A 15,900-nucleotide genomic window follows, 5' to 3' on the forward strand; every position below is an offset into this window, starting at 1 on the left:
CAGGTGAGCTGGATCATGGTGTCGAAGGCCTGAGCAAGCCGGGCACCCGGACGCGGGGGGGGGGCCCCCCCCCCCCCCCCCGCGGGGGGGCGGGGCGGGGGGGGGGGGGGGGGGGGGGGCCGCCCCCCCCCCCCCCCCCCCCCCCCCCCCCCCTCCCGGCTGTCATGGGTGTTACTTGCTCCACTTCCACTGGGCGGGGTGGAAGTTCGCGAGGGAGTCCTGGTCGAACCCGGTCAGACCCTTCTTGACGACCGAGATCTGGTAGTCGGGCTCGGGGAGCCAGATGACCGGGAGGTCCTTCGCGACGGCCGCGCTGTAGTCCTGCACGGCGGTCGAGTCGGTCGACGTGGTGGTCGCGTCGATGAGCTGGTCGACCTCCTTGTTCGAGTACGACCCGAAGTTGGCCGAACCATCGGTCTGGAAGAGCGACTCACCGGTCGGGTAGGCCGGGAAGTACCAGCTGCCCGCGGTGCCGAAGAAGGAGAGGTCCCAGTCGCAGCTGGCCTCGTCGCTCGTGCAGGTCGGCGTCTGCGACAGGACGCTCGACACCGGCGCGGTCTTGATCGTGAAGCCGATGCCGGTCTTCGCGAGCGAGGACTGGATCGCGCTCATCATGTTGTCGGTGACGGTGGACCCGGACTGCGAGAGCACGTTCATCGTGAACTTCGTGCCCTTGTCGACGCCCTCGCCGCACTGGCTGTCGGACGTGCCCGGGTCGGTGCAGACCATGGTGCCGCCCTGCTCCTCCCAGCCGTGGCTGGTCAGGAGCGCCTTGGCCTTCGAGGTGCTGAACGGGTACGGGTTGTCCTTCTGCACGGACGAGACGTAGTCGGACTCCTGCGCCTGCGGGATCGGGCCGTAGGTCGAGGTGGCGGTGCCGTTGAACACGACCTTCGACAGCGAGGTCTGGTCGATCGACATCTGCACGGCCTGGCGGGCGTAGAGCTGCTTGAAGACCGCACCCATGGTCGGGTTGTTGAAGTTGTACGGCATGTACGTGATGGCCCAGCCGGTCCAGGGCTTGACCTCGTAGCCCTTGGCCTCGAACGACGCCTTCTGGTCCATGTCGGTGGCGTTGATGTAGCCGTAGTCGACCCCGCCCGAGCGGACGGCGTTGACCTCGGCGTCGGCGGAGGTGAACGGCAGCAGGTTGACCGTCTTGATGGCGGGCTCCTCGCCGCCGTCGTACTCCTTGTTGGCCGTCAGCGTGACCTTGCCGGCGGTGGTGAACGCGCTCACGCCGTACGGGCCGGAGATGGTCTTCCAGAGGTCGTCGCTGGCGTAGTCCGAGATCTTGCCGGCGGCGGTGTTGAGGTACTTCCAGACCTGCTTCGCGCCCGCGGTGGTCTCGTCCGCGTTGCCGACCGAACCGCTCGCGCTCGTCTTGTCCCAGGCGTGCTGCGGCAGCGGGATGATGTGGCTCAGCTGGTTCGCCAGCATCCAGTCGGAGTTGTACGCCTTGTCGAACGTGATCGTGAAGTGGGTGTCGTCGACGGCCTTGAACGAGGTCCAGTTGTCGGGCGCCTTGCCCTTCGAGTACGAGCCCCACTGGTCCTTGTTCGCCGTGATGAGGTTGAACCAGAACTCGACGTCGCGGCTCGTGATCGGCTTGCCGTCGGACCAGTGGCGGTCGCCGAGGGTCATCGTGACGCTCGTGCCGTCCTTCGCGAACGCTGCGTCGGTGGCCACGGAGCCGGCCTTGTTCCACGCGATCTTGCCCGTCGAGCCGTCGTACGCGACGAGGGGCTCGTACAGCGACTGCGCGATCGAGCCGTTGTTCGTGTTGAGGTGCGCTGCCGTGCCGATCGGCAGGATCCAGTTCGGCGTGAAGTTCGCCGGCAGCGCGTAGTTGATCTCGTCGGTGTTGCTGCTGCCGGACGAGGCGTTGCCGCCTCCGGAGCAGCCGGCGAGCAGCGCGCTCACGGCGATCGCGGCTCCGGTGAGGAGCGCCCAGCGACGGGGCTTGGTCATGTGTGTCTCCTGGTGCGTGGGAGGTGTCGGGGTGTGGAGCACGCGTGCCGGTCGGCACGGGGACAGTCAATGACCAAAAGCGTTGGAAAAACAAACAATCGGATGTAAATAGTTCGTTTCTGCGGTTCGGGCGAAAGGGTGGACGGGTCGATCTGCCGCTTAGGCTCGGACTCACGGGCGGTCGCCGATCGCTTTCCACCGGATTGGAGAAAGTCGTGGCCGACCTCAGCGCCCGCGTCCTGGAGCTCGTCGCCTCGGGACAGGCCTCCAGCCGCACCGAGATCGCCACGCTGCTGGGTGCCGCACCGTCGACCGTCTCGCACGTGGTCGCGCAGCTGCTCGCACACGGGCTCCTCGCCGAGGAGGGCACCGACGTCTCGACGGGCGGGCGCCCCCGCAAGGTGCTCCGGATCGGCGGGGCCGACGAGTACGCGGTCGCCGCGGACGTCGGTGGCGGTCACGCCCGCATCGGCGTGGTCCGACCGGGAGGCGCGCTCGAGTCCGTCGCGAACGTCCCGTTCGCGCTCGCCGACGGTCCGACCGCCGGGCTCCAGCGACTCGCCGGGATGCTCGAGCGCCTCGCCGACGAGCAGGGGCGCGCGGGCCTCCGGGGCGTCGGCCTCAGCCTGCCCGGCCCGGTCGACGTCGAGGCCGGCGTGGTCGACCTGCCGAGCCGCATGCCCGGGTGGAACGGCTTCCCGGTGGCGTCATGGCTCACCGAGCGGTTCGGGCTGCCGGCGGTCGTCGACAACGACGCCAACTGCATGGCCGCCGGTGAGCAGAGCGTGCAGGACCCGTCGCGTCGGCAGACCATCACGATCAAGGCCGGCTCGGCCATCGGCGCCGGGATCGTCATCGACGGCCGGCTCTACCGCGGGTCGACCGGGTCCGCCGGCGACATCACGCACGTCCGGATCGACGCGGCCGGGGACACCCCGTGCTCGTGCGGCAACACCGGCTGCCTCGAGACGGTGGCCTCCGGTGCCGCGCTCGTCCGCATCCTCTCGAACGCCGGGGTCGCGGTCGAGTCCACGGCCGACGTCGTCCGGCTCGCCTCGGACGCGCACCCCGAGGCGACCCGGGCCGTGCGGCTCGCCGGCCGGTACCTCGGCGAGGTGCTCGCGGCGAACGTCAACTTCTTCAACCCGGACGCGGTCTACCTCGGCGGCATCCTGTCGACGCTCGACCCGTTCATCGCCGCCGTCCGGAGCCAGCTGTACGAGAGCTGCCACCCGCTCATGACGCAGCACCTCGCGATCGAACCGGTGTCGCTCGGCGCCGACGCCGGGCTCGTCGGCGCCGGCCAGTTCGCGCTGCAGCGGGGCCTGACCGCCTCGCTCGAGGAGCTCTCGGCGCCCATCCCCCAGTCCACCGTCAGGAAGAGGAACGTCCGTGTCTGAGTCCGTCTCTGAATCCGTGCCTGCCGCGCCCGCTGCGTCCGGCGTCCGTCGCCCGGTGATCGCGATCGCGGGGCTCGCCATCGAGACCTCGACGTTCACCCCCACCCGGACGCACGCACCGGCGTTCCACCCGGACCGCGGCGACGAGGTCGTGGCGCGGTACCCGTTCCTCGCGTCGTACGCCGACCGGGCCGACTTCCGCGGCGCGCTCATCGGGCACGCCCTGCCCGGCGGCATGGTCGACCGCGACTCGTACGAGTCGCTCGCGACCGAGATCTGTGACCGGCTGGCGGCGATCGTCGCGGACGGGGCCGTCGACGGCCTCTGGTACGACATCCACGGCGCGATGGTGGTCGAGGGCCTCGACGACGCCGAGACGGACCTGCTCGGACGTATCCGCGCGGTCGTCGGACCGGACGTCGTCGTGTCGGCCTCGATGGACCTGCACGGCAACGTCACCGCGGAGCTCGCACACCAGGTCGACCTCGTCACCTGCTACCGGATGGCCCCGCACGAGGACGCCCTCGAGACGAAGGAGCGCGCCGTCCGCAACCTCGTCGACGTGCTCACCACCCAGCCGGTCGGCGAGCAACGTCCCGTGAAGGCCTGGGTGCCGATCCCCGTGCTGCTCCCCGGCGAGCAGACCTCGACGCGCATCGAACCCGCGGCCTCGCTGTACGCGCAGGTGCCGGAGGTCGAGGCCACCCGAGGTGTCCTCGACGCCGCGATCTGGGTCGGCTACGCCTGGGCGGACCAGCCCCGGGACCGCGCCGTCACGGTCGTCACCGGCTGGGACCGCGAGGCCGTCGCCGCCGGCGCCGAACGGCTCGCCCGCGCGTTCTGGGACGTCCGCGAGGACTTCGTGTTCGTCGCACCGACCGGCTCGTTCGACGAGTGCCTCGCCGCTGCGCTCGCGCCGGGGGCCGCGCGACCGTACTTCGTCTCGGACTCGGGCGACAACCCCACCGCAGGCGGCTCCGGCGACATGACGTGGGGGCTGACGCAGGTGCTCGCGAACCCGGCGTTCTCGTCGCCCGACGGCCCGACCGTCATCTACGCGAGCGTCCCCGGGCCCGAGGCCGTCGCCACCGCCGTCGAGGCCGGGGTCGGTGCGACCGTGACCGTCACCGCCGGGGCTGCGGTCGACGCCGTGCACGCGGGGCCGCTCACCATGACCGGCCGGGTGCACGCCGTCAAGCACGGGGACCGCGACGCCGAGACCGAGGTCGTGCTCCAGGTCGGGTCGGTGTTCGCGATCCTCACGACGCTCCGGAAGCCGTACCACCACGAGCACGACTTCACCGACCTCGACCTCGCCCCACGGGACGCCGACGTCGTCATCGTGAAGATCGGGTACCTCGAACCCGAACTCTTCGACATGGCTGCGGACTGGATGCTCGCGCTCACCCCGGGTGGCGTGGACCAGGACCTCGAGCGGCTCGGGCACCACAGGATCCAGCGGCCGATGTTCCCCTACGATCGGGAGTTCCCGTCGGCGCCCGACCTCGGCGCCCGGATCATCCCGCCGTCGAACGAACCGCTCGGAGCCATCGCGTGACCGTTGCCCCCGTCGCCCTCGAGATCGCGGTGACGTCACCCGCCGGGGCCGTCGTCGCCCGCGACCACGGCGCCGACCGCGTCGAGCTCTGCGTCGGCCTCGAACTCGGTGGCCTCACCCCGTCCCAGGCACTCGTCGAGACCGTGCACGAGACCGGTATCCCGGCGCACGCCCTCGTCCGGTGCCGGCCCGGCGGCTTCGTGCACGACCCTGACGAGGTCGACCTCATGGAGCGCGAGGTGCGCACCGTCATCCGGTCGGGAGCGGCCGGTGTCGTGGTCGGCGCGCTCCGCCCGGACCGGACCCTCGACCTCGACGCCCTCCGCCGGTTCGTCGCCGCGGCCCGCTCGGTGAGCGCCACCGCCGAGGTCACCCTGCACCGCGCGATCGACCACGCGGCGGACCCCGTCGCCGCCGCCGCGACGCTCGCCGACCTCGGCTTCACCCGCGTCCTGACCTCCGGCGGTGCCCTGACGGCTGCCGCGGGGGCCTCGACGATCTCGCAGATGGTCGAGTCCTCGGGGCCCGTGCAGGTCATGGCCGGCGCCGGCGTGACCCCGGCGGACGTGCCGGCGCTCGTCGCGGCGGGGGTCGCCGCCGTGCACCTCTCCGCGAAGCGCCCCGCCGCCGGCAGCGCCCACACCGGCGTGCCGATGGGCGGCTCCGACGACGGCTCGGCGCACTTCGTCACCGACGCCGACGTCGTGCAGGCGGCACGACGCGCGCTGGACACGTCGGCCGCGTGACCGGGTACCCGGACGTCAGCGCCCGGCCGTGGCGTGGTTCGCGACCTGCGTCGCGGAGAGCACGGTGCTGTAGACGGCCGCGTACCGCATCTGGCCGGTGAACCAGAAGTTCGACGGCTGGCCGGGCCAGCCGGAGACGGTGTCGTACCCGATGCGCCAGTAGCCGGTGTAGTTCTCGGGAGCCGTGTACGCCGCGTTGGACGCGACGAGCACGCCGTCCGCGTAGAGCCGCATCCCGGTGGCGGCCGACATCGTCGCCACGACGTGGTGCCACGCGCCGTCCGTGTAGGCCTTGGGCGAGGTGACGACCTGCGTGGTGCCGTTGTACGCGCCGAAGACGAGCTGCCCCGAGGTGTTCAGGTACACCTGTCGGTCGTGCTGCCCCGAGGTCATCACCTGGTTGCTGCCGAACCCGATCAGCATGCCGCCCGCGACGGTGGTCCGGAACCAGACCTCCTCGCTGAAGGTGGTCGGGTTCGCGACCGACTTCGGCGTCGAGACGAAGGTGCTCGAGCCGTTGAGCTGGTACGAGCTCCCGGCGTCACGCGGGCAGGCGTTCGGGTTGGGCGTGACCGCCGTCGCGAGGCCCTGGTAGGTGCCGTTCTGCGCCTTGCCGGACCAGTCGGAGGCGACCATCGACCCGGTGGCCTCACCGAGCCGGTAGGCGAACACGGCGTTCGCGGTGTCGGCGCCGACCGCGGCGGAGCAGGTGAAGTACGGGGCCGTCCCGGCGGAGTTGGTGTCGTCCGTGAGCTTCGCGCCGAAGGCCGAGCGGGTCGGGGCGAAGGCGTTGAACAGGACGACGACGATGATCGCGAGCACGAGCACGAGCGCGACGACGCGGCCGTCCCGGAGTCGGCGGGCGATCGCGTCCGGGACGGACCGGAACGCGCTCACGATGCGCGCACCGCGTCGGTCCGGCCGACGGAGAGGCAGAGCACCAGCGGCACGAGGCACGCGGCGATGAGGAGCCCCCAGCCGACGGGGCCGAGGTCGATGTTCGAGGTCAGCTGGTAGTGGCCGTTCTTCGTGAGCTCGTGGATGACCATGTGCCCGACCTGCCCGTCGACGAGGTGCAGCGGTTCGGCACCGGGTGCCGTGACACGGACCGGGAACATGCCCGAGGACACGATGGTCGCGTCGACACCGGTGTGGTCGGCGGTGTTCGTGATCGTCGTCACGTTGACGAACGGCTTCAGGACGAAGGCGGCGTACGACACGGTGAGTGCCCCGCCCGCGATGCGGAGGCACGTGCGGGTGACCCGGTCGGTGAAGACGCTCGTGAGCGTCCAGATCACCAGCGTGCCGATGAGCAGGAGGGGGGCCGCGCGGAACAGCCAGCCGAGGTGCGGGACGAGGAGCACCGGCGAGCCGATGACGTCGGCCTGCGTGAGCGTCCACGGGTCGGTCGCGCCGTTGATGTCGCCGCGGGTGTGCAGCCCGCCGTCGTGGTCGACGCCGATGATGCGGTGCGTGTAGACGACACCGGGGTTCGCCGCCGTCTCGAACGTGACGACGTCGCCGACCGCGAGGTCCGACGCGCGGGCCGGCAGGTCGAGGACGAGCGTGCCGACCGGTGCGGCCACGCCCATCGACGGGGTCTCGACGACGAACCAGCGCCCGCCGGAGCCGAGGAACAGGACCGCAGCGCCGAGGAGGACCGCGGCGACGACGGCGACCGACCAGGCGAGGACGGTCTCGAAGCGGGTGGCGGTGTGTCCGCCGAGGAGCGGCCGGTCGAGCGTGCCGCTGAGCGGGACGGCTGCGGTCTGGCTCATGTGCTGCTCCGGTCGTCGAGGGTGGTGCGGGGTGGGGACGGGGTGAGGTGGTGGGTGGCGACGCTCGGCCGGAGGGGGGTCGGTCGAGCGTCGCCGGTCTGGGGTGGTCCGGGCCGCTAGGCGGTGAAGGTCCAGGTCATCGGCACCGAGGCGGCGAGGCCCTGGTAGGTGTTGCCTGCCGACGAGTCGAGCGTCACGGCGAAGTTGAACGGGACGCTGGCACCGGCCGCCGGGGCGGGCGGCATCGTGAACGCGGTCGAGGCGGCGCCCTTGAAGCTGGCGAGCGTGCCGCTGAACACGGTGGTCGAGCCGGAGGTGATGACGAGGTTCATCTTCGAGCACAGGTCGGTGGCGCTGCCGTTGACGGTGCCGTTGTTGGACTGGGTGCAGGTCGCGCCCGGGGTCAGCGTGAAGGTGGCGGCGTTGGCGGTACCGGTGTTCTTGATCGAGATCGCGGTGTTCACGGTGTTGCCCGGCGTCATCGTCGTGCTCCCACCGAACTTGTTGATCGTCGAGCAGGTCGCGGCGTTGGTCGAGACCGATCCGCCGTCGGTGCTGGTGCAGGTGACCGTGCCGCCGGCGTTCTGCTCCTGCATGGTGAGGGTGCCGCTGGCGGCGGTGTTGCTGCTGTTGGTGATGCTCGCGGCGAACCCGGACAGCGTGCCGGTGAGCGACAGCGAGAGGAGGACGGCGGCGAAGATGCCCGCGAGCAGGGCGACGGGGGCGAAACGGATCCGCTTCGCTGCGGAGGTGCGGGGCTTCTTGGACACGGGGAACCTCTTCGGTCGGTGTGGTCTGGCTGGTCGATGTGGTCCGGTTCTTCCGGAGGAGCAAGGGGTTCGGGCCGACTTGCTTCACTCATCAAGATACTCAACCATTCACAAACTTGGCTACTCGTGTACTGTCCCCAGTGTGAGGGACGCCACGGACGGCCCCTCCGGACCCGAACTGGAGGACCTGTGACCCGAGCAGGTGCACCCGAACCCACCACCGACCCCGGCGAGCTCATCAGTGCGTTCGACGCCGTCGTGCGCGCGAACGCCGTGCTCGTCCGGCAGCTCAGCGCCCGCGCGGGCGTGCACGAGAACGCCCTCCGCGCGCTCGTGCTCATCGACGACACGGGCTACTCGACCCCGACCGAGGTCGCCGGCTACCTGGGGCTCACCTCCGGTGCCGTCACGAACATGGTCGACCGGATGACCGCGGCCGGCCTCGTGGAGCGCGCGCCGAACCCGAACGACCGGCGGGGGTCACTCCTGCGACTCCGACCGGAGGGCGATGCGGTCGTCCGGGGGTACCGGCAGCGGTACGCCGAGCTGCTCACCGCGGTCGACGCCACGCACGACGGCGACCTCGTCACGCTGCTGAGCGACCTGGCGACGAGCCTCTACGAACAGGCCGGCGCCGCGGAGGGCTGACCGAGCGCGACCACGCCGTCCGCGGCGGCCACGGCGACCGGGTCGTGCGCCGCGTGGACGACGACCGCACCGGCGGCGGCCTCGTCCGCCAGCGCCGCGACGACGAGTGCTGCAGAGGCCGCGTCGACGCCCGCGGTGGGCTCGTCGACAAGCAGCACCGACGCCTCCTGGGTGAACCCGAGCGCGACGAGCACACGCTGCCGCTGCCCGCCGGAGAGCTCGTCGAACGAACGGTGCGCGAGGTCGGCCACGGCCAGGCGCTCGAGCTGGGCCTCGACGACCGAGCGGTCACGCCGCGTGGCCGGACGCCACCACGGCCGGGCCCGCCACCGCCCCATCGACACGGCGTCGCGCACGGTCAGCGGGAGCGCGCCGGGCGGGACGGACTGCGGCACGTACGCGACGTCGGCCGGGAGGCCCGCCACCCGCCCGGCGGACCACGGCACCAGTCCGGCGATCGCGTCGAGCACGGTGGACTTGCCCGACCCGTTGGGTCCGGTGAGCGCCGTGACGGCACCGGCCCGGAAGGTCGCGTGCAGTCCGGCGACGACACAGCGGTCACCTCGGTGCAGGGCGACGTCGTTCAGTTCGATGGCGGCGGCTCGGGACACCTGAGCACGCTATCAGTATTGATAGTCGTTTTCATGTAGCGTCTCCGATCGTGACCTGGCTGACCGACCCCTTCTCCGTCGACTTCATGCTGCGCGCCCTCGTCGGTGGCACGCTGGCCGCGGTGCTGTGCGCGGTCGTCGGCACCTGGGTCCTCGTGCGCGGCATGGCCTTCCTCGGCGAGGCACTCGCGCACGGCATGCTCCCCGGGGTGGCCGTCGCGACCCTGACCGGCGTCCCCGCCGCCCTCGGTGCCGCGGCGAGCGCGGGCGTCATGGTCCTCGGCGTCGGAGCACTGCGCCGGCGCGCCCGCTTGTCCTACGACGCGTCGATCGGCCTGCTGTTCGTCGGCATGCTCGCCCTCGGCGTCATCGTCGTGTCCGCGTCGCGCTCGTTCGCGACGGACGTGACCGCGATCCTGTTCGGGGACGTGCTCGCCGTGACCGCCGCGGACCTCGCCGGCCTCGCCGTGGCCGCCGCCGTGGCGCTCGGCACCGCGATCTGCTTCCACCGACCGTTCGCAGCGACGGCGTTCGACGTCCGGAAGGCCGCGACGCTCGGACTGCGACCGCGCCTGGCGGAGGTGGTCCTCGTCGCCCTGGTCACCCTCGCCGTCGTCGCGTCGTACCGGGCGGTCGGGACGCTCCTCGTGGTCGGACTCCTCCTCGCCCCGGCCGCCGCCGCGCGCGCGTGGACCCGTTCGGCCCGCTCGACGATGCTCCTCGGCGCCGGCATCGGTGCCGCCGCCGTCCTCGCCGGCCTGCTCGTCTCGTGGCACCTCGGCACGGCCGCCGGCGCGAGCATCGCCGTCGTCGCGGTCCTCGGCGTGGCGGTCTCCCGTGGTGCCGCCGCCCTGTTGCACGGCCGCGCTCCGGCGCACCCCCAGCCCACACGGACCACCCGGACCCCCGGATCCACAGCACCTCGAGAGGCCCCATGAACCACCGTTCCACCCCCGCCGTCGGCGCCGCACTCGGGCTCACGCTCCTGCTCGCCGCCTGCTCGACCGACCCGGCCACACCGGGAGCCTCCGCGACGACCGACCGCCCGCACGGGTACGTCGAGGGCGCTCGGGAGGCCCGTGAGCCCCAGCTGCGCCTCCTCGCGGTGGACCCCGACGGCCGGACCACGATCCGCGACCTGCTCACCGGCGACTCCTCCGCGCTGGACACCGTCGATGCCCCGACGCACGCCGCCACGGACGGACGGTTCCTCGTCACGTCCGACGACGACCGGACGACGATCACGGACGGTGGCGCCTGGACTGTCGACCACGGCGACCACACGCACTACTACGCCGCCGAGCCGCGGGTCGTCGGGCACGTCGATCGCGGCGGAGCGATCGACGTGCACTCCTCGGAGACGGCGACGACGCTGACCTGGCCGGACCGCGGCGAGGCCGTCGCACTGGACCGTGCGGCGCTCGGGCAGGGCGAGGTCGAGGAGGTCCTGCGCGTCGAGGCGTCGGTCCTGCTGCCGTTCGGCGACCGCTTCGTCGTCGGGGCCGACGACACGGTGACCGTCCTCGACCGGGGTGGCCGTGAAGTGGGCGATGCGACGTCCTGCTCGGAGCCCGTCGGCGGCATCGTGACCCGGGCGGGCGCCGTGGTCGGGTGCTCCGACGGCGCGGTCGTGGTGGACGAGGACGGTGCGACGACGGTCCCGCTGCCCGACGGGACGACGGACCGGCCGACGTCGTTCGCAGCGCGGGCGGGACGGCCCACCGTCGCCGGCGTCGCGGGGGGCGGCGGGGCCTGGCTGCTCGACGCACGGGAGCACTCGTGGCGGCACGTCGCCTCGGAACGACCGCTCCGTGCGGTCACGGCGGTCGACGACGCCGACGGGCACGTCGTCGCGGTCGACGACACGGGACGGGTGGTCGTCGTCGCGACGGCGGACCCGACGTCCCCGCGTGGCCGTACCGCCACGACCGACCGTCTGGTCACGGCAGACGGACCAGCCCTCCTGCAGGTCGACGCACAGCGGGCCTACGTCGCCGACCCGACCACCGGGTCGGTGCACGAGATCGACTTCGCGGACGACGCCCGGGTGGCCCGCACGATCGAGCTCGGCCACCCCGTCGCCGCCTTCGCCGAGGTCGGCCGGTGACCCCTGCAGCCCGAGCGACCGCCGCCGTGCGCACGGCCACCGTGCGCGCCGCCGCCGTGCGTGCCACCGTCGTGCTCCTCGCCGCCGCACTCGTCGCGACCACCGCCGGCTGCAGCACGACCGAGCGCGACCGCCCCCTCGTGACCGTGACGACGAACATCCTCGGCGACGTCGTCAGCGAGGTCGTGGGGGACGCCGCGGACGTCGAGGTCCTCATGCCCGCGGGTGCGGACCCGCACTCCTTCGAGGTCTCCGCCCAGGAGGCCGCACGTCTCCGTTCCGCCGACCTCGTCGTCGAGAACGGCCTCGGCCTCGAGGAGGGCGTCGCTCGGCACGTCGAGGCGGCAGCGGCCGACGGCGTCCCGGTGTTCACGGCGGGCGACGCGATCGACGTACTCGACTGGCGCTCGGAGGACGACTCCGGCCCGGACCCGCACTTCTGGACCGACCCGCAGCGGATGGCCGAGGTGGTCACGGCACTCGACGACGCCCTCGGCGAGGTCGGCATCGACGCGCCGGGGGCCGACGGCTACCGCGCCCAGCTCGACGCACTCGACGACGAGGTGGCCACGGCGTTCGCGACCGTCCCCGCCGACCGTCGCGCCCTCGTGACGAACCACCACGTGTTCGGCTACCTGGCCGACCGCTACGGCTTCCGGGTCGTCGGTGCCGTGATCCCGAGCGGGACGACCCTGGCCTCCCCGAGCGCCGCGGACCTCCGCGACCTGGCATCGGCGATCGAGGACGCCGGGGTGCCGACGATCTTCGCCGACCTCTCCCAGCCCGCCCGACTCGCCGAGGTCCTCGCCGACGAGGTCGGCGTCGAGGTCACCATCACCCCGCTCGCCACCGAGTCGCTGACCGCCACCGGTCCCGCGAGCACCTACCTCGGCATGACCCGTTCGAACGCCGAGGCGATCGCCGACGGCCTGTCGGCTTCCAGATGAGAATGAGAATCAATACAGTGATCGACATGACGACATCCGTGAAGCGACGCACCGCCGTCGCCCCCGCCCTGCTCCTCGGGGCTGCCACCCTCGCCCTGACCGGGTGCTCCACCGACCCCTCGGACGCGGAGGACCGCGCGGAGCGGACACGCGCTGCGGACGAGACCCGCCTCACCGTGACCTACGACGGCGGGGTGCTCGTCCTCGACGAGGACCTCCACGTGGTGTCGGACGACGCGATCGACGGCTTCACGCGGGTGAACCCCGCGGGCGACGGCCGTCACGTGCTCGTCACCGTCCCCGAGGGCTTCCGCGTCCTCGACACCGCCTCGGACCCGGCGCTCACCGACGCCGTCTTCCCCGCCGACGCCGGCGGCCACGCGGTCGTCCACGGTGACCGGACGACGCTCTTCGCCGACGGCACCGGGGACGTCACCGCGTTCGACCACGACGACCTGACCGACACGGTGGACGACGGCAGCCTGCCCGAGGTCGTCACGACCCGGTCGGAGGCCGCACACCACGGCGTCGCGATCGAGCTCGAGGACGGCACGCTCCTCGCCACCATCGGCACCGAGGAGTCCCGGTCCGGCGTCCGCGCGCTCGACGACGACGGTACCGAGACAACGCGCTCCGAGGACTGCCCCGACGTGCACGGCGAGGGCACCGTCGCGGACGAGGTCGCGGTGTTCGGCTGCACCGACGGCGCGCTCGTCTACCGGGACGGCACCTTCACCAAGATCGACGCCCCGACCGAGTACGGCCGCACCGGCAACCTCTTCACGACCGACACGAGCACCGTGGCCGTGGGTGACTACAACGACGACCCGGACAGTGAGGGCTACCTCCTCGACCAGCTCGCACTGATCGACACCGCACAGGAGTCGTACGCGACCGCGGACCTGCCCGAGGGCGTCGGCTTCACCTTCCGCGACCTCGCGCGCGGACCGGACGACGAGGCGGTCGTCCTCGGGTCCGACGGCGCCCTCCACACCGTCGACGTCACGACGGGCGAGCATCTCGACACGTTCCCGGTCATCGACGCGTGGGAGGGCCCCGTCGAGTGGCAGGACCCGCACCCCGCCCTGAAGGTGGTCGGTGACACCGCCTTCGTGACGGATCCGGCGACGAAGACCGTCCACGCGGTGGACCTCACCAGCGGGGAGGTCGTCGCCTCCAGCGACGAGCTCCCCGGTGTCCCCAACGAGATCGCGGTCGCGTAGCGCCGGGACGGACCCGATGACGGACTGGAGGCGCGGGGCGGGCCCGCACCGCGCCTCCCGTCCGTCCAGTGGGTGCGTCAGCCCCAGACGCGGTCCGCGATCGCGACCACGCTGCGGACCTTCGCCCACTGCTCGTCCTCGGAGAGCACGTTGCCCTCCTCCGTCGACGCGAACCCGCACTGCGGGCTCAGCGCGAGCTGCTCGAGCGGCGCGTACTGCGCCGCGTCACGGATGCGCTGCTCGACGACCGCCGGGTCCTCGAGCTCGCCGGTCTTCGACGTGATGAGTCCCAGCACGACCACCTGGTCGCCGTGCGGCAGGAACCGCAAGGGCTCGAAGCCGCCTGCGCGGTCGCTGTCGTACTCGAGGAAGAAGCCGTCGTAGCCGGTGTTGCCGAGCAGCTCCTCGGCCACGGGCTCGTACCCACCCGACGAGATCCAGGTCGACCGGAAGTTGCCGCGGCAGACGTGCGTCGTCACCACGAGGTCCGACGGCCGACCGTCGAGCACGCGCCGGACGATCGACGAGAACCGGGCGGCGATGCCGTCGGTGTCGATGCCGCGATCACGAGCCTTCTCGAGCTCGACGTCCGAGCAGAGGTAGGCCCACGCGGTGTCGTCGAGCTGCAGGTAGCGCACCCCGACGGCGTGGAACGCGGCGATCGCGTCGCGGTACGCCGTGACGAGGTCCTCGGTGACGGTCGCGCGGTCGGCGTAGTGGTCGGTCCGGAGCTGATCGGCGTCGAGCCGGAAGTCGAACACCGTCGGCGACGGGATGGTGAACTTCGCCGTGACGCCGCGGCGGGCGGCCTCCTGCACCACGAACCGGGCGTGCGCCAGGAAGGGGTGGTCCGCCGGGAACGACACCGGGCCGGTCACGCGGAGCCCCTTCGGCGTCGTGGAGACACCCTGGAACGCGATGCCGTGGTCGAGCTCGACGACCTCGACACCGTCGAGGCCACCCCAGAAGTCGAGGTGCCACCAGCTGCGCCGGGCCTCGCCGTCGGTGACGACCTGGAGCCCGGCAGCCTGCTGCGCGTCGGCGAGCGCCCGCACGGACTCGTCCTCGACAGCGCGGAGGGCGTCGTCGTCGATCGTCCCGGTGGCGTGAGCGGCGCGGGCCTCCTGCACGGCGGCGGGGCGGAGGTAGCTGCCGACGACGTCGGCTCGGAACGGCGGTCGCGATGACATGGGCCGATGGTACCGAGGCGGAACCAGGAGCCGGGAGTCGGCCGCGTCGCACGGCGTAGTGTGCGCCGCATGCCCGCACTGACCGACACCTTCACCATGTCCAACGGCCTGCACATCCCGAAGATCGGCTTCGGGACGTGGCAGATCCCCTCCGGCAGCGATGCCTACGACGCCACGAAGACCGCCATCGAGGCCGGTTACCGCCACATCGACACCGCGCTCGCGTACGGCAACGAGGCCAGCGTCGGCGAGGCCGTCCGCGACAGCGGTGTCCCGCGCGACGAGCTCTTCATCACCACGAAGCTCCCCGCCGAGGTGAAGACCGCCGCCGGCGCCCGCGACGCCTTCGAGGAGTCGACCCGGAACCTCGACCTCGGCCACGTCGACCTCTACCTGATCCACGCACCGTGGCCCTGGAGCGACATGGGGTCCGACCACCGTGACGGCAACGTCGAGGTGTGGAAGGTCTTCGAGGATCTCTACGACGCCGGCCGCACGAAGAGCATCGGCGTCTCGAACTTCGCGGTCGCCGACCTCGAGGACCTGCTCGGCCGCACCGACGTGGTCCCGCACGCGAACCAGATCCGCTGGTTCATCGGGAACACGCAGGACGAGACCACCGCGTTCGACCGCGCGCACGACATCCTCACCGAGGGCTACTCGCCGCTCGCCACCGGCGGCCTCCTCGACAACGCGCAGATCCGCGACATCGCGGCGGAGTACGACAAGTCCGTCGCGCAGGTCGCGATCCGGTACCTGCTCGAGAAGGACGTGCTGCCGCTGCCGAAGTCGACGACGCCGTCGCGGATCGCGGAGAACGCGGACGTGGACTTCGTCCTGTCGGCGGAGCACGTCGCGGCGCTCGACGCGCTGGAGGACACGACGGCGTGAACCGACCACGCGACACGCCGGGAACAGTCGGCGGCCGCCGCCGGTTGCACCCGGTGATGC

General features: G+C 72.0%; 15 protein-coding genes. 9 read left to right on the forward strand and 6 right to left on the reverse strand.

Features of this window, described 5'->3' with window-relative positions; genetic code table 11:
- Positions 1-171: 171 nt before the first annotated feature.
- Positions 172-1,971, reverse strand: a complete 1,800-nt coding sequence (locus tag ACIPYW_RS04505) for a peptide ABC transporter substrate-binding protein (RefSeq protein WP_400411133.1) — start codon at positions 1,969-1,971, stop codon at positions 172-174.
- Between the two features lie 215 nt (positions 1,972-2,186).
- On the opposite strand from ACIPYW_RS04505, the gene ACIPYW_RS04510 reads away from it, so the two are divergent.
- From ACIPYW_RS04510 to ACIPYW_RS04520, 3 genes are read left to right on the forward strand one after another with little or no spacing between them, the layout of a single operon-like run.
- On the forward strand, positions 2,187-3,371 hold the full coding sequence (locus tag ACIPYW_RS04510; RefSeq protein ID WP_400411135.1) for an ROK family protein: 1,185 nt from the start codon (positions 2,187-2,189) through the stop codon (positions 3,369-3,371).
- On the forward strand, positions 3,364-4,929 hold the full coding sequence (locus ACIPYW_RS04515; protein ID WP_400411138.1) for a M81 family metallopeptidase: 1,566 nt from the start codon (positions 3,364-3,366) through the stop codon (positions 4,927-4,929). Before ACIPYW_RS04510 ends, ACIPYW_RS04515 begins: the two co-directional genes overlap by 8 nt.
- Positions 4,926-5,675, forward strand: coding sequence for a copper homeostasis protein CutC (locus ACIPYW_RS04520; RefSeq protein WP_400411141.1), 750 nt, complete (start codon positions 4,926-4,928; stop codon positions 5,673-5,675). Before ACIPYW_RS04515 ends, ACIPYW_RS04520 begins: the two co-directional genes overlap by 4 nt.
- Before the next feature lie 15 nt (positions 5,676-5,690).
- On the opposite strand, the gene ACIPYW_RS04525 is transcribed toward ACIPYW_RS04520, so the two are convergent.
- From ACIPYW_RS04525 to ACIPYW_RS04535, 3 genes are all read right to left on the reverse strand, one after another.
- On the reverse strand, positions 5,691-6,572 hold the full coding sequence (locus tag ACIPYW_RS04525; RefSeq protein ID WP_400411144.1) for a LamG domain-containing protein: 882 nt from the start codon (positions 6,570-6,572) through the stop codon (positions 5,691-5,693).
- The gene (locus ACIPYW_RS04530) at positions 6,569-7,453 is read right to left on the reverse strand and encodes a S26 family signal peptidase (protein WP_400411146.1); all 885 of its coding nucleotides are present in this window, start codon (positions 7,451-7,453) and stop codon (positions 6,569-6,571) included. The genes ACIPYW_RS04525 and ACIPYW_RS04530 overlap by 4 nt, the downstream gene beginning before the upstream one ends.
- A gap of 116 nt (positions 7,454-7,569) precedes the next feature.
- Positions 7,570-8,223: a hypothetical protein gene (locus tag ACIPYW_RS04535; protein WP_290133130.1), complete on the reverse strand. Its 654-nt coding sequence runs from the start codon at positions 8,221-8,223 to the stop codon at positions 7,570-7,572.
- A gap of 189 nt (positions 8,224-8,412) precedes the next feature.
- On the opposite strand from ACIPYW_RS04535, the gene ACIPYW_RS04540 reads away from it, so the two are divergent.
- Positions 8,413-8,871, forward strand: coding sequence for a MarR family winged helix-turn-helix transcriptional regulator (locus ACIPYW_RS04540; protein ID WP_290133131.1), 459 nt, complete (start codon positions 8,413-8,415; stop codon positions 8,869-8,871).
- Here the strand turns inward: ACIPYW_RS04540 and ACIPYW_RS04545 are convergent.
- Positions 8,841-9,482, reverse strand: a complete 642-nt coding sequence (locus ACIPYW_RS04545; RefSeq protein WP_400411148.1) for a metal ABC transporter ATP-binding protein — start codon at positions 9,480-9,482, stop codon at positions 8,841-8,843. The two genes, ACIPYW_RS04540 and ACIPYW_RS04545, sit on opposite strands and share 31 nt — an antisense overlap.
- A 50-nt stretch (positions 9,483-9,532) precedes the next feature.
- Between ACIPYW_RS04545 and aztB the strand changes: the two genes are divergently transcribed.
- Genes aztB through ACIPYW_RS04565 form a run of 4 tightly spaced genes read left to right on the forward strand, consistent with a single transcriptional unit; the run spans position 9,533 to position 13,759 of the window.
- Positions 9,533-10,420 (forward strand): zinc ABC transporter permease AztB, encoded by an 888-nt coding sequence (aztB, locus tag ACIPYW_RS04550; protein WP_400411149.1) that lies wholly within the window; start codon positions 9,533-9,535, stop codon positions 10,418-10,420.
- Positions 10,417-11,589: an ABC transporter gene (locus ACIPYW_RS04555; RefSeq protein WP_400411152.1), complete on the forward strand. Its 1,173-nt coding sequence runs from the start codon at positions 10,417-10,419 to the stop codon at positions 11,587-11,589. Before aztB ends, ACIPYW_RS04555 begins: the two co-directional genes overlap by 4 nt.
- 56 nt (positions 11,590-11,645) lie before the next feature.
- Complete coding sequence (locus ACIPYW_RS04560) at positions 11,646-12,536, forward strand: metal ABC transporter solute-binding protein, Zn/Mn family (protein WP_400412510.1); 891 nt, start codon at positions 11,646-11,648, stop codon at positions 12,534-12,536.
- A gap of 26 nt (positions 12,537-12,562) precedes the next feature.
- A complete protein-coding gene (locus tag ACIPYW_RS04565) occupies positions 12,563-13,759 on the forward strand; it encodes a hypothetical protein (protein ID WP_400411153.1) in 1,197 nt (398 codons plus the stop codon).
- A 77-nt stretch (positions 13,760-13,836) separates the two neighbouring features.
- Here ACIPYW_RS04565 and ACIPYW_RS04570 read toward each other — a convergent pair whose 3' ends face one another.
- Positions 13,837-14,949 carry a 5-methyltetrahydropteroyltriglutamate--homocysteine S-methyltransferase gene (locus ACIPYW_RS04570; RefSeq protein ID WP_400411155.1) on the reverse strand — a complete coding sequence of 371 codons (1,113 nt, stop codon included), beginning with the start codon at positions 14,947-14,949 and terminating at the stop codon, positions 13,837-13,839.
- A 69-nt stretch (positions 14,950-15,018) separates the two neighbouring features.
- On the opposite strand from ACIPYW_RS04570, the gene ACIPYW_RS04575 reads away from it, so the two are divergent.
- Entirely contained in the window at positions 15,019-15,840 is an 822-nt protein-coding gene (locus ACIPYW_RS04575; protein ID WP_400411157.1) for an aldo/keto reductase, read from the forward strand.
- Positions 15,841-15,900: the final 60 nt, after the last annotated feature.

Source organism: Curtobacterium sp. NPDC089689 (assembly GCF_044749145.1).
In the GTDB taxonomy this organism is placed as follows: Bacteria; Actinomycetota; Actinomycetes; order Actinomycetales; family Microbacteriaceae; genus Curtobacterium.